The organism is Pseudomonas ficuserectae (genome assembly GCF_024584585.1).
Taxonomy (GTDB): domain Bacteria; phylum Pseudomonadota; class Gammaproteobacteria; order Pseudomonadales; family Pseudomonadaceae; genus Aquipseudomonas; species Aquipseudomonas amygdali.
Genome location: NZ_CP085684.1, coordinates 5028428 through 5040424 on the forward strand (window position 1 = coordinate 5028428; position 11997 = coordinate 5040424).

The 11997-nt window shown below is 59.6% G+C and carries 14 protein-coding genes; 6 read left to right on the top strand and 8 right to left on the bottom strand.

Translation table 11 applies throughout. The features are described 5' to 3' along the window. Positions 1 to 7: 7 nt before the first annotated feature. Positions 8 to 991: an EamA family transporter gene (locus LJU29_RS22305; RefSeq protein WP_005758803.1), complete on the top strand. Its 984-nt coding sequence runs from the start codon at positions 8 to 10 to the stop codon at positions 989 to 991. Beyond that, the gene (locus LJU29_RS22310) at positions 966 to 1835 is read left to right on the top strand and encodes an aldose 1-epimerase (RefSeq protein WP_257111214.1); all 870 of its coding nucleotides are present in this window, start codon (positions 966 to 968) and stop codon (positions 1833 to 1835) included. The genes LJU29_RS22305 and LJU29_RS22310 overlap by 26 nt, the downstream gene beginning before the upstream one ends. A gap of 32 nt (positions 1836 to 1867) precedes the next feature. Here the strand turns inward: LJU29_RS22310 and LJU29_RS22315 are convergent, their stop codons facing one another. Next, the gene (locus LJU29_RS22315; RefSeq protein WP_162233809.1) at positions 1868 to 2437 is read right to left on the bottom strand and encodes a hypothetical protein; all 570 of its coding nucleotides are present in this window, start codon (positions 2435 to 2437) and stop codon (positions 1868 to 1870) included. A 334-nt stretch (positions 2438 to 2771) separates the two neighbouring features. Between LJU29_RS22315 and LJU29_RS22320 the strand changes: the two genes are divergently transcribed. After that, complete coding sequence (locus LJU29_RS22320) at positions 2772 to 3284, top strand: sigma-70 family RNA polymerase sigma factor (RefSeq protein ID WP_004642487.1); 513 nt, start codon at positions 2772 to 2774, stop codon at positions 3282 to 3284. Further along, positions 3284 to 3946 (top strand): ChrR family anti-sigma-E factor, encoded by a 663-nt coding sequence (locus LJU29_RS22325; protein WP_054996616.1) that lies wholly within the window; start codon positions 3284 to 3286, stop codon positions 3944 to 3946. Before LJU29_RS22320 ends, LJU29_RS22325 begins: the two co-directional genes overlap by 1 nt. A gap of 21 nt (positions 3947 to 3967) precedes the next feature. Here LJU29_RS22325 and aroA read toward each other — a convergent pair whose 3' ends face one another. The 3 genes from aroA to LJU29_RS22340 all read right to left on the bottom strand — a co-directional run bounded on the left by aroA (position 3968) and on the right by LJU29_RS22340 (position 6811). Beyond that, positions 3968 to 5224, bottom strand: coding sequence for a 3-phosphoshikimate 1-carboxyvinyltransferase (gene aroA, locus LJU29_RS22330; RefSeq protein ID WP_122322986.1), 1257 nt, complete (start codon positions 5222 to 5224; stop codon positions 3968 to 3970). Between the two features lie 96 nt (positions 5225 to 5320). Further along, positions 5321 to 5803 (bottom strand): PAS domain-containing protein, encoded by a 483-nt coding sequence (locus LJU29_RS22335; RefSeq protein ID WP_002556144.1) that lies wholly within the window; start codon positions 5801 to 5803, stop codon positions 5321 to 5323. 3 nt (positions 5804 to 5806) lie between these two features. Further along, positions 5807 to 6811, bottom strand: a complete 1005-nt coding sequence (locus tag LJU29_RS22340; protein ID WP_011167792.1) for a response regulator — start codon at positions 6809 to 6811, stop codon at positions 5807 to 5809. A gap of 267 nt (positions 6812 to 7078) precedes the next feature. Here LJU29_RS22340 and LJU29_RS22345 point away from each other — a divergent pair, with 267 nt between their 5' ends. Further along, entirely contained in the window at positions 7079 to 7528 is a 450-nt protein-coding gene (locus LJU29_RS22345) for a DUF2384 domain-containing protein (protein ID WP_004663867.1), read from the top strand. Continuing rightward, on the top strand, positions 7525 to 7986 hold the full coding sequence (locus LJU29_RS22350) for an RES family NAD+ phosphorylase (protein WP_005777906.1): 462 nt from the start codon (positions 7525 to 7527) through the stop codon (positions 7984 to 7986). The genes LJU29_RS22345 and LJU29_RS22350 overlap by 4 nt, the downstream gene beginning before the upstream one ends. A gap of 68 nt (positions 7987 to 8054) precedes the next feature. On the opposite strand, the gene mltA is transcribed toward LJU29_RS22350, so the two are convergent. From mltA to LJU29_RS22370, 4 genes are all read right to left on the bottom strand, one after another. Then, the gene (gene mltA / locus LJU29_RS22355) at positions 8055 to 9257 is read right to left on the bottom strand and encodes a murein transglycosylase A (RefSeq protein WP_057424028.1); all 1203 of its coding nucleotides are present in this window, start codon (positions 9255 to 9257) and stop codon (positions 8055 to 8057) included. A 170-nt stretch (positions 9258 to 9427) separates the two neighbouring features. Next, positions 9428 to 9913, bottom strand: a complete 486-nt coding sequence (locus LJU29_RS22360; protein ID WP_004655458.1) for a GNAT family N-acetyltransferase — start codon at positions 9911 to 9913, stop codon at positions 9428 to 9430. Between the two features lie 114 nt (positions 9914 to 10027). After that, on the bottom strand, positions 10028 to 11269 hold the full coding sequence (locus tag LJU29_RS22365) for a phospholipase D-like domain-containing protein (RefSeq protein WP_057424027.1): 1242 nt from the start codon (positions 11267 to 11269) through the stop codon (positions 10028 to 10030). 62 nt (positions 11270 to 11331) lie between these two features. Further along, positions 11332 to 11982, bottom strand: coding sequence for a MotA/TolQ/ExbB proton channel family protein (locus LJU29_RS22370; protein WP_044294177.1), 651 nt, complete (start codon positions 11980 to 11982; stop codon positions 11332 to 11334). Positions 11983 to 11997 lie beyond the last annotated feature (15 nt).

Consider the following 11997-nt stretch of genomic DNA (forward strand, 5'->3'; position numbering starts at 1 on the left):
GTTGCGTATGTCTGCCCCTGCCCTGTTCCCCCGCCACATTGCCGTGCTTATTCTGGCGCTGCTGGCCTGTTCGTTTGCCGGCAATCACATTGCGGCACGCATCGCTTTCGATCATGACACCGGCTTGCTGCTGGCCATTCTCTGCCGCTCCGGCGTCACGCTGCTGGTGCTGGTCAGCCTGGTGCTCTGGCAACGTGAAAAGCTCAGTCTCCCTGCCAGCACCTGGCGCTGGCAATTGCTTCTGGGCTTGCTGATCGCGACTCAGAGTTTTTGCATTTATTCGGCGGTAGCACGTATTCCGGTGGCTCTGGCATTGCTGGTGGTCAACGTCTCGCCGATTCTGCTGGCGCTGTTGACCTGGGCACTGGGCGGCGCAAGGCCCACACGACGTGCCGCAGGCCTGATGGCGTTGATTCTGTTCGGCCTGACGCTGGCGCTGGATGTGCCGCAGCGGCTGTCAAACCCTGGCAGCAGCGAACCGCAGTGGCTGGAAGGTATCGCCTATGCGTTTACCGCAGCGGTGGTGTTCGCCTTTGCGCTATGGATCACCGACAACAAACTGGCCAGCATGCGCGGCACTGTGCGCAGTATGCTGACCATGGTCGTGGTGTTCGCGGCGGCTGCGCTGGCCGGTGCCAGTGGCCTGTTGCCCGGTGGCGTGGATCTGCCGTCAAGCCGCATCGGCTGGACTGCGCTGGCCAGTCTGGTGGTGCTCTACGGGTTGGGCTTTTCGCTGCTGTTCATCTGCATGGCGCGGCTGGACATCGCCCGCAATGCGCCGGTGATGAACATCGAGCCGGTGGCGAGCCTGCTGTTCGGCTGGCTGATTCTCGATCAGTTGCTCAGCAGCGGCCAGGTCATCGGCGGGCTGATCGTCGTCAGCGGTATCGTCCTGCTGACCTGGCGGCGCGCCACGCCATCTGCCTCTCAACCATCCAGACCATCATCCAAGAAGGTTTTGCATCATGCCCGCGAACGTACTGACCCTTGAAGATGGCCTTACCCGCCTCACTCTGGCTCCCGACATCGGTGGCAGTATCGTCAACTGGACCGTATTGGCCAGCGGGCCCCCCCTGCTGCGCCCGAGCGACGAACAGGCACTGGCTGCCGGTACACCTCGCCGACTGGCCTGCTACCCGCTGGCGCCTTGGTCGAACCGGATAGGCAATGGCGGTTTCGACACGCCGGATGGCTGGCTCGCACTGGCCGCCAACAGCGCCAACGACCCGTTGCCGATTCATGGCAGCGCCTGGCAACAGGTCTGGAGTGTTATCGAGCAGACCGCAGAGCAGGTCTGCCTGCAACTCGACAGCCAGACGCCGTTCGCCTACCGCGCGCAACTGCGCTACACACTGCAAGACGGCAAGCTGAGCATCGAACTGACCACCACCCACCTGGACAGTCGCGCCGCCTGGCACGGGCTGGGCTTGCACCCTTACCTGCCGCGCACGCCTCACACACGCTTGCAGGCCAAGGCTGCGCAGGTATGGATGTGCGACGAAGCCGGTTTGCCCAGCGCCTTGCAGGACCTGCCAGCAGAATGGGACTTCCGGCAGAGCAATACGCTGCCTGAAGCACGACTGGATAACGGCTTCACCGGCTGGGACGGCCTGAGCATCATCAGCCAGCCGGACCTGGGCTATGAGCTGCACTGTCAGGCCACTGGCAGCGACTACTTTCTGGTGTTCTGCCCGCCGGGGTTGGGTTTCTTCTGCTTCGAGCCGGTTAGCCACCCAGTCAACGCACATCATTTGCCCGGCCGGCCGGGATTGAGCCTATTACGTCAGGAGGAGTCGATGGAGTTGACGATCAGTCTGCATTACAAGCCCTTGTAGCAGCTTTATGCGTGCATGCTCCGTGTCTTTCGTTACGGGGTAATCAACAGTGTTGAAAGACCGCTGACGAGGGTAACGCCGGTGTCGGTGTCGCAGCTGTTGTCCAACGTTGACTGAAGATTGCCAAGTAAAAATGTACTTGTCGCATTGGCGCCTTTATAACGGCCATCCACAATTGCCCCGACACCAACAATGGTCGTGTTCAAAGTACCAATATTATTGATCGTCGCGTTGAATTTGTAAGTGCTGGTGACTCCATCGCTCCAGCTAATGACCCATGTTCTGCTGGACGTTGGTAGCAGTAACGACTTGCAGGAAAACGTAGACTGGAAGCTTTCGCTGGACGAAGCGCTGGTAACCAAAGGGAATGAGAGCGAAACACACGGGTTCCAACTGCTCATCGTCGATACAACAATCGTCTGACTGGTGTTGGTCAATCCTGGCGACCAGTTTGTAGTATGGGTTCCTGTACAGGTAACCAGATTTACAGCCTCAGCCTGAGCTCGCCAAGGTGCAAAAAGAAGCCCCATACAAATGATAACCAGCAGTACACACGCCAGCTTGGCCAGCGTAGATGAAGCACGTGCAACGTGAGTGTCCATAATGGTCTCCCTGACCTTGATAGCATCCAGATCACAGGTTAAGCAGCCAGCTGCTCATAGCGCTACTGGCAGAAATGACAGCGACTGTCTGCATGACTGGCCCGTGGTCATTGTCATGGCCGCACCTGTAAAATTCCTCCACGCCGCTCGTCATATCCTGTGATCCACTCCCCATCCCGTTGCGTAACACCTCTGCATTGCGAACCAAAACCAGACAATGGTGATCAGAAGGTGGATCATGCGCACTACTGCCAGTCTCAGGACCTTCTGTCACTTGTCCCCCCCTCACAGCGAATCGACAATAACCCGACTTTGGATTGATGAAGTCGCCGCCGTGGCCCGCCAGAGGGACCGCGAAAGCTTCATGCGCATCTACGATCACTTCGCGCCGCGCCTGTTACGTTATCTGACCGGGCTGAATGTGCCTGAGGGGCAAGCCGAAGAATTGGTGCAGGAAGTGCTGCTCAAGCTGTGGCACAAGGCCGATTCCTTCGATCCGACCAAGGCCAGCCTGGGGACATGGCTGTTTCGCATCGCCCGCAACCTGTACATCGACAGCGTGCGCAAGGACCGCGGCTGGGTGCAGGTGCAGAATTCACTGGAACAACTCGAGCGCCTGGAGGCGCCGGTAGATCGAACGCTCGATTACAGCCAGCGCCAGGAGCAACAACTGAACATTGCCATTCAGAACCTGCCCACCGATCAGGCCCGGGTATTGCGAATGTCTTATTTTGAAGCGCTCAGCCATCGGGAAATTTCCGAACGCCTTGGTATGCCACTGGGCACGGTGAAATCGTGCCTGCGCCTGGCGTTTCAAAAATTGCGTTCGCGGATAGAGGAATCATGATGAGCCCACGACATCATCCGGATGACGCGACGCTGGTCAGCTATGCAGCAGGGGCGCTGTCGCAGGTCCTTGCGGTGGTGACTGCGGCGCACCTTGAACGCTGTGCCGAGTGCCGTGCGCGACTCAGACAAGCCGAAGAGATTGGCGGTGTATTGATGCAGCAGCACACCAGCAGCGTGGTGCCGCTCAAGGGCAGGTCAGCAATGCTGGCGCGCCTCGATGAACGGCAAACGGGCGCTGAGCCGGCAATGTATTGGACGCCGGCAGCCAATCAGGACCCGGACTTGCTGCCTGTCTGCATGCACGCGCATTTCGGTCGGCAGCTGAGCACACTGAAGTGGAAGACACTGGTTCCTGGCGTGCAACGAGTACGTGCGCAAGGTATTGAACAAGGCAACCTGATGCTGCTGAAAATCGCCCCCGGCGTCAGCATGCCGGTGCACAGCCATGAAAGCGGCGAGATGACTATGGTGCTCAAGGGCGCGTATCACGACATACAGGGAGCGTTCGCGCTCAATGATGTGGCCGATCTGGACAGCCACATCCAGCACCAGCCCATCGCTTACCCTGACCGGGAATGCATCTGCGTACTGGCGACAGAATCAAGGCTGCGCTTTCACGGGCTGCTGGCGCGGATGATGCAGCCGTTCTTCGGGATCTGAAAAACGGCTCCATAGCTGCTCTCAGCGCTGAACACGCACCCCCAGCGAAGCCAGTGCATCCCAGTAACCCGGGTAGGTCTTGCCGACGCAATCGGGGTCGAGAATGCGAATACCGGCAATCTTCAAGCCTGCCAGCGCAAAACACATGGCGATGCGATGGTCGGAGTGGGTGTCAATCAATGCGTCTACCGTGGTGCCTGCCAGCGCCGGGTTGGCGTGCACCAGCAGATCGTCGCCCTCCTCTACAGCAAGGCCCGGCGCGATGGCACACAGGCCGTGGGACAGTGCTGAAATACGGTCACATTCCTTGACCCGCAGGTTGGCGATGCCGACAAAGCGCACTGGCTGACGGTTGAAGGCGGCGAGTACCGCCAGCGTCGGAATCGCGTCCTGCATTTGCGAACCGTCGATCACGGCAGGCATGTTCGGGAAGCTTGCGATGATCTGACTGGCCAGGGCATCAGGCTGAGTGAATGCGTCGCTGGCCACGCCGAGGTCGATATCGCCCTCGGTCAATGCTTGGGCGGCCCACAGGTAGGTAGCCGCCGATGCATCCGGTTCGATATGGAAGTCCGTAGCGCGATAACCAGTGGCCGAGACCTTCCAGGCGGTTTCGCCGATGGCCTGAACCTCGGCGCCGAAGGCCTGCATGGCCGCCAGGGTCAGATCGACATAACCACGCGCGCCAATCTCGCTGCCGGTCAAAGCAACTTCGACCGGGCCCTTGCCGCAGGCTCCGGCCATCAGCAACGCTGACACGTACTGGCTGGACAGGTTGCCATCGATTTCAATACGTCCGGCTTCCAGACCGCCTTTGCCCTTGATCGCCACCGGCGGGCAGCCACTGGGCGCACTGACCTCCACACCCATGCGCTGCAAGGCATCGACCAGCGGGCCGATCGGGCGCTTGCGCATGTACTCGTCGCCGTCGACCACAAAATGGCCTTCGAAGTTAGCCAGTGCAGCGGTCAGAAAGCGCGTTGCGGTTCCGGCGTTACCGAGAAACAGTGCCTGCTGCGGTGCCTGCCAGTGGCCGCTGCTGGTGACCACGAAGGTGCTGTCATCCGGCTCGTCGACCTGCACGCCCATCAGACGCAGTGCTTCGGACATCACGCGGGTGTCGTCACTCTTCAGCGCGCCGGTCAGGCGGCTGGTGCCTTTGGCCAGCCCGGCCAGCAACAATGCGCGGTTGGTGATCGACTTGGAGCCCGGCGGGCTGACGCGCCCGACCAGCGGGCGCTCGACAGGCAAAACAGTGAGGGTGGCTTGAGGTCGCATGATGTCCCTGAGCGTCAGCGGAAAAATCGCGATCCTAGCACGAGCGGGATCAAGCCCGCAGTGCGGTTTTGCTGCCCCAACGAGCCAGACAGCCGTTTACTTTTGTTCAGCACCCGACAGTTGCTGCAGCTTGTCATTGGCTGCCTGCAATTGATTGCGGTTGGCTGCCACGTCGGTGACGTCATAGATCACCAGGCACACATGGCTGATCGCCCCGGTGGTTGAACGCAGCGGAAACAGCGTGGTGTTCTGGTACATGAACTCTTCGTGCCCGGTGATCGGCTGGTAATTCTTGAAGCGCACCAGATACGGCCGCTGTTCCCAGATGGTGAATGCCGGTGTGCCAAGGGTCACGACGTTATCGATTTTCTTGCTCAGCCATTGGCGGTTGACCTCCGGAAACAACTCGAAGAAGGTCTTGTCGATGGCCACATAAGGCACCACGCCAGAGCGGTTTTCCATGAAAGTATTCCAGACCGTCACCCGATAGTTCAGGTCCAGCACCACAATGCCTACGTCAATGTTCTGCGTGACGGCCAGCAACCAATGGAGCTCGTTGATTTCGATAGCGTTGCTCATGGGTCAGCTCATCATGTAGGCGAGTTTTTTGGTAAGCAGCTCGACCGAGTCTTCGGTGAACAGCATCAACAGATCGAAATGAATGTTATGGCCTTCTACGCTGTAACTGATTTCAACCGCCAGGGTCTTTTTCCAGCGCTGCTGATTAATACGAATAAGCTCGTCGATGCCACCCTGCGCGCCCAGCAACTGTGGATGGCCTTGCGAAAACGCGATGTCGATCTGCTCGGCAATACCGCTCAGGCAGGCACCGATCAGGATCGTGGACAGGTCCAGAAGCATCTCCATGTTGGAGCTGTCGGAGTTATCGTCGCCCATCAGTTTCGACATGCCGGATATTTCCGAGTCATGGAAAATCAGCAGCGCTTCACCTGCAATGCCGCCACCGATGTAGCCCTGACACACCGCCGTCAAACGCTGATCAGCGTGGGCATCGGCCAGCGCCATGTGCAACTCGCCGACTTCGAGCATGTTGACGTTGGGCACCGGCAACTGCACGAACACGCCCAGCACCTTGGCCAGCAACGCCGCAGCGCGGCCCATGGCAACGTTGATGGTTTCGCGGAAGGCATCCTGAAAGCTGATCACCCCGCCCTTGTTGTTGAGGGCGGGCAGCGCAACAGGTGACACCGCCGGCTTGCCCAGCAGGCCCAGGCGTTCCAGCGTGCTCTTGAGTTCGTCCGGGTCGGCAGGTTTTTTCAGAAACGCCAGCGCGCCCAGCTCCATGACCCGGCGCACCGCTTCGTCCTGCACGTCACCCGACACCACAATCACCTTGGTGTCGAGGTTTTCGGCACGAATCGCCGTCAAGGTCTGGTAACCGTCCATCACCGGCATGGTCAGGTCGAGCAGCACCACCTGGCCCTGGCCTTTACGGATAGCTTCCAGACCTTCCTGCCCCTGGGTAGCGAGCGTTACCGATACATCCCAATCAGCAGGCAGGGCACGCAAAAGCTGCTTTCGCGCCATGTTCGAGTCATCGCATATCAATAGTGCAAGCGTGGACATCGTGTGGTTCTCACTGCAAAAAAATCAGGCTGACAACGGCGGACAGCACGTATACGTTCGACAGCACTATCGAAATCGACTGACACTGAGCCTATAACGCTCGATCAGCAACATTCAAACTAAACCTATAGCCTTAAGTCGGCGATGTTTGCAGTTTCTGTAATTTAAGTCGCTTTCTGTTGCTGCAAATCACTACCGCGACCACCCAAACCAGCCTATTATCAAGTGATAGATTTAATAGCAATCACTCGATAGACAGGTGTGTCCATGTCTCTGCCTATAAGCGACTACCATCCGGCCCTGCCCCGGCAGGACGATTTCTGGCAGCATCTGGGTATTCCGGCCCGTGGCACGCGCCTGTACTCGGCGCTGCACGACGGTTTGCCGTATGAAGTATTCGAGCGTCTGGCGCATTACACCGACCTGAACCGCTCGACCCTGGCCGAGCATCTGGGCATCGCTCCCGCCACCTTGCAGCGACGCCTCAAGGTGCGCCGCTTCAATGCCGAGGAAAGCGATCGTCTGTTCCGCCTGGCAGCGGTTTACAAAGCGGCGCTGGACCTGTTCGAAGACGATGCCGAAGCGACCCGTCTGTGGCTGGCCAACCCGGTCTATGGGCTGGGCAATCGCAGGCCGCTGGAAATGCTCGCTACCTCGGCCGAGGCGCAGGCAGTGCTCGACCTGATCGGTCGGCTGGAACACGGTGTCGTGGCGTGATTGCAGTCTATCGACTGGTAAAGCGCAAATGGCTGGCTCAGGCGTTCGACGGTGAAGGCGCCAAGCTCTATGGCGGACGCTGGAACAGCAAAGGCAACGCCTGTGTGTACTGCGCAGGCAGCGAATCGCTGGCGCTGCTGGAAGTGCTGGTGCACCTGGGCAACGCTGGCGTGGCCCGGCATTACGCGATGCTTGAGCTGCAGATTGGCGAAGAGCACATCCTCAATGCACGGCCGGACACCCTGCCTCCCGACTGGCGCGAAGAGCCCGCACCACCGGCAACAGCCTCGTTCGGCGACGACTGGCTTGCCTCGGGTCAGAGCCTGGCACTGGCCGTGCCCAGCGTGATCATCCCGCGTGAATCGAATTACCTGCTCAACGTCCAGCACCCGGAATTCCTGGCCGTTGTGGCAACGGCCAAGGAGCTGGAGTTTGTGGTTGATCCGCGCCTTGGTTAAACGGGCAGATAACTGCAAAGCGGCTCGTTGAATACACAGCTACATGCCGGACGAGCGTGCGGACCGGGTCAGTGGCTGGCAGGCACAGTGGTCGTTGCAGGCGTTGTTTCTGCTGTCTGCGGCAACGCCATACCCTTGGGCCACAGCAACCAGATATTGCCTTTCTGTTTCATGTCACCTGCCAGCTTACCGGCCTCATCGCCAGTGCCCCAGAACAGATCAGCGCGCACTTCACCGGCAATCGCACCGCCCGTGTCCTGCGCCGCAACCGGGCGCACCACGCTGCTTCCATCCGGCCGTGTGGTGGAGAGCCAGAGCAGACTACCCAGAGGAATCACCTTGCGATCGATGGCTACGCTGTAGCCCGGTGTCAGCGGCACGTTGAGCGAGCCGCGCGGGCCTTCATTGCTGTCGGGGTTACGGGCAAAAAACACATAGCTGGGGTTGCTGGCCAGCAACTCGCTGACCCGCTCCGGATGCGCTTTGGCCCAGGCTGCGATGCTGCCCATGGTCACGTCTTCCTTCTTCAACTGGCCCTGCTCCACCAGCCAGCGACCAATCGCGCGATAAGGGCGGCCGTTCTGATCGGCATAGCCCAGACGCAGCTGCGAGCCATCCTCCAGACTCACGCGCCCGGAGCCCTGAATCTGCAGGAACTGCACATCCATCGGGTCGGTCAGCCAGGCAATCACCGGCGCATTCAACCCCTGCGCGTTGATCGTCGCGGCATCGTCGTAAGGCTTGAGCACCCGCCCCTCAAGCCGACCGCGCAAGCGCTTGCCCTTGAGTTCGGGATAAATGCTGTCCAGATTGACCACGATCAGATCGTCCGGAATGCCGTAAACCGGCACGTTAGCCGTGGCGGTCTGAGTCAGGCTGCCAGGGTAGACAGGCTCGTAATAACCGGTGATCAGGCCATCGGCACTGCCGCCATCAGCGCGCAGGCTGTAGACCTGCAACTGGCTCTGCAAAAACGTACGGATCTGCGCCGCATCCGGAGCCGCCACAAGGCTGCCCGCCGCCGCACAGGTCGGTCCCCACACGGCATCAGCCTTCAGACGAACACACGCACTGCGCCATGAGGCAAACCCGGCTTGCAAGTCGGCGTCCGACACGGCGGGCAGCGCGTCCCAACCAGCCTGGCTATAAGTGGTGTGTGGCGGTGCAGGCGGCGTCACCGGCTTATCGGACTTGTCACACGCGGTCAGCAGGGCAGCCAGCGGCAAAGCCAGCGCCAGCCCCCGGAACCATGGCTTGAAAGAGAGCATCATCAGCAGCAATCCTTTTACAGCCCACAGCAGGCTGGAGGGTAAAAGGCGTCATTGTGGCTGAAGCGGGCAGAGGGGCCTAGTGGGGAGCTTCATTCATCACCAAAGCCGGGCATATTGCTATCAAGAGCGGGTCTATCGAAGGCCGCTCCTGCCACCCCATTCAGAGCACCTCAGTAGACTGCCGCCATACTGAAAGCATCTATGTATTCACCATCCCGATAGGCAAATTTCCGGTGCGTCCCCTCTATGACAAAGCCATTCTTTTTATAAAGCGCAATAGCAGGCTCGTTATCAACGAAGACGGTAAGCTCCAGGCGTTTTACATTCATCCATCGGCAGGCGGTTGCAGACAGCTCTTTCAATAATTCGTCGCCAATGCCCTGGCGATGATGACCGTCTGCGACCCCCATCCAGAAATCAGCTACGTGCTGCCTTCGCCCCTGAAAGCGATAGAGCATGGCGCACCCGACAACGATGCCATCTCGCTCGGCAACCAGGGATAGGCCTGAAGCGCTGCGACCTTCAACAAGTTTTTTTATGTCGTTGACTGACTGGTATGGCATCCGAAGCGTCCACCAACGGAACACCGGCTGTTCAAAAATCTGAGCCAGCGAAGACCAGTCACTGTCTGCCATCGCACGAACGATCAAACTCATTTCAGACTCCTTGCCAGACCTGTTCCGTCCGGACTCAGACGCATTCTGATTGTCGATACAACCCGCCATGCTTAGCGCCCGGCGTCGCCCTTCCGGCTGCCCGTCTGTTTACTGTCAAGGCCGGCCCGGATGCGGTTCCGGGTAGTCGCGGTTGATGTCGATTGGTTTGGCATACGGCCCATCCCATAGCTGCTCATGCAGAACGCCGATGCGCTTGGCCATTGTGCTGTCGTGCATCACCACTTCCAGGTTGCGCGAGTTGTCGAGGTAGCCGCCGAGCCAGTTACTGGTGCCGACCCATGCGACCTGATCATCAATGTCCATGGTCTTGCTGTGAATCACGCGTGCATACGGGATGAACCCCTCGGCGGCTACGGGCAGTGTGACAATGCGCACCTGCACGTTGGGCACCAGGGCCAGACTCTTCAAATAGGCTACTTCGGGCATGCCTGTGTTCCAGTCCGACACCATGAGTTTGATTGACACGCCACGGGCGGCGGCGCTGCGGATGGCGTTATCGATGACCGCATAGTAAGGCCGGGTTTTGTCAGGTCCGTAGGACAAGGGTGCGTAATCCAGCAACTGGACGCGAACCTCGCGGCTGGCTTGCGCCAGCAAACGCGGCAGCTCGGCCTGGGAGTCGAGTACGCCGGGCGGGTTATAGCGCTGCGGACTGGCGACCAGATAGTTGCCAGCAGGCAAAGCATTCTTGTTCGAGTGTGGCACCGGAATCGGTTTGCCTTCGGCAATGGCGGCCTGGGCGAGCCAGTCCTGATCGAACACGGCCTGCGTCTGGCGCACGACATTCGGCTCGTCGATGCGCAGGCCGGTTTCATGGATGTGCTCCAGAGAGCGCCAATCGAAATTCTGACTGCCTATGAACGCCTGCCGGCCATCCACGACGATGAATTTGGCGTGAATGATGCCGCTGCCCGTGAGCTTGGCGTATGGCAGTACGCGCAAGGTGAGGTTGGGTATCGCCCGCAACCGTTCAAGGATCTGCGGATCGGACATTTTCAGGCCTTTTTCCTCCAGCAGAAAACGGATTTTCACCCCGCGCTGCCCCGCTGCAGTCAGGCTTTCAAGCACCTTGTCCATCACCGAACCGGCCTGGTCTGCGACATAGAACTGCTCGATATCGATACCCTTGCGGGCACCATCGAACAGCTCGCGCCAGACCTCGCCGGGCGCTCGCAGGTCAGGTGTCTGCAGGTCGGTTCCGAGCGGAACGGTGTGTACCAGCTCGAAACCTGGAATAGCGAAGTCGGCCTGCGCAAACGAACTCGTCAGCAGTAACGCTGCGATCACTACGCGGGAACGCGTAAGTACCCTACAGCCTGGAAGATCAAAGAACATGCGGGCCTCATCGCCGGACACAGGCAGGATGGCGCATGCCAAGGGCACACGCCGCAGGTTGATCAGGCAGTGCGGTATTTCGGTTGGACCGGGGCAGCCGAATGCTCGGTTTCATCCTGCACCTGTGCGCCGCTGGAAGCGCGGATCAACAGGATCTTGAGTTGATCGTTGATGCGTTCCAGGCTGTCCTGAAAGTAGTTATGAAAGACCACGCAGAACAAGGCGATGGCAATACCCAGCCCGGTCGCGAACAGCGCCGTGCCGATACCGGCAGAAATCTGCCCGGGATCGGACACCCCGGCACTGGCCAGCGCCTTGAACGTGTCGATGATGCCCAGAATGGTGCCCAGCAACCCCAACAGAGGTGCAGCGGTAGTGATGGTCTCGATCAGCCAGAGGCTGCGGGCCAGCGGCGCGCGAGTGCTCAGGTACTGGGTTTCGATGACATCATCCAGATCCCTGCGCGAGCCCTGAGCATTTTTTTGCGCAAGCACCGGCAGGACCATGCTCAGCGGCAAACCGGCCCGGCGTGTCAGCGCCTCCGGCAGGTCCTTTTCACTGTGCACCGAAGCACTGAGTGCCGCTTGCAGCGCCCGTGCCTGACGGCGTACGTAAGCAAAGTAGATACCCCGCTCGATCGCGACAAAGATCGCTATCGCGATGGCGGCGTACATCACATAGAAGGTGATGTCGTGAAGCTGATTCATGTCCATGGCACAGACCTCTGG

What these genes read in the sequence shown, in the direction of transcription:
- LJU29_RS22335 (WP_002556144.1), bottom strand. Translation starts at nt 5,803, where the DNA reads ATGAGCAACGCTATCGAAATCAACGAGCTCCATTGGTTGCTGGCCGTC.
- LJU29_RS22345 (WP_004663867.1), top strand. Translation starts at nt 7,079, where the DNA reads ATGTCTCTGCCTATAAGCGACTACCATCCGGCCCTGCCCCGGCAGGAC.
- LJU29_RS22360 (WP_004655458.1), bottom strand. Translation starts at nt 9,913, where the DNA reads ATGAGTTTGATCGTTCGTGCGATGGCAGACAGTGACTGGTCTTCGCTG.
- LJU29_RS22370 (WP_044294177.1), bottom strand. Translation starts at nt 11,982, where the DNA reads ATGGACATGAATCAGCTTCACGACATCACCTTCTATGTGATGTACGCC.
- LJU29_RS22310 (WP_257111214.1), top strand. Translation starts at nt 966, where the DNA reads ATGCCCGCGAACGTACTGACCCTTGAAGATGGCCTTACCCGCCTCACT.
- LJU29_RS22365 (WP_057424027.1), bottom strand. Translation starts at nt 11,269, where the DNA reads ATGTTCTTTGATCTTCCAGGCTGTAGGGTACTTACGCGTTCCCGCGTA.
- LJU29_RS22325 (WP_054996616.1), top strand. Translation starts at nt 3,284, where the DNA reads ATGAGCCCACGACATCATCCGGATGACGCGACGCTGGTCAGCTATGCA.
- LJU29_RS22305 (WP_005758803.1), top strand. Translation starts at nt 8, where the DNA reads ATGTCTGCCCCTGCCCTGTTCCCCCGCCACATTGCCGTGCTTATTCTG.
- aroA (WP_122322986.1), bottom strand. Translation starts at nt 5,224, where the DNA reads ATGCGACCTCAAGCCACCCTCACTGTTTTGCCTGTCGAGCGCCCGCTG.
- mltA (WP_057424028.1), bottom strand. Translation starts at nt 9,257, where the DNA reads ATGATGCTCTCTTTCAAGCCATGGTTCCGGGGGCTGGCGCTGGCTTTG.
- LJU29_RS22315 (WP_162233809.1), bottom strand. Translation starts at nt 2,437, where the DNA reads ATGGACACTCACGTTGCACGTGCTTCATCTACGCTGGCCAAGCTGGCG.
- LJU29_RS22340 (WP_011167792.1), bottom strand. Translation starts at nt 6,811, where the DNA reads ATGTCCACGCTTGCACTATTGATATGCGATGACTCGAACATGGCGCGA.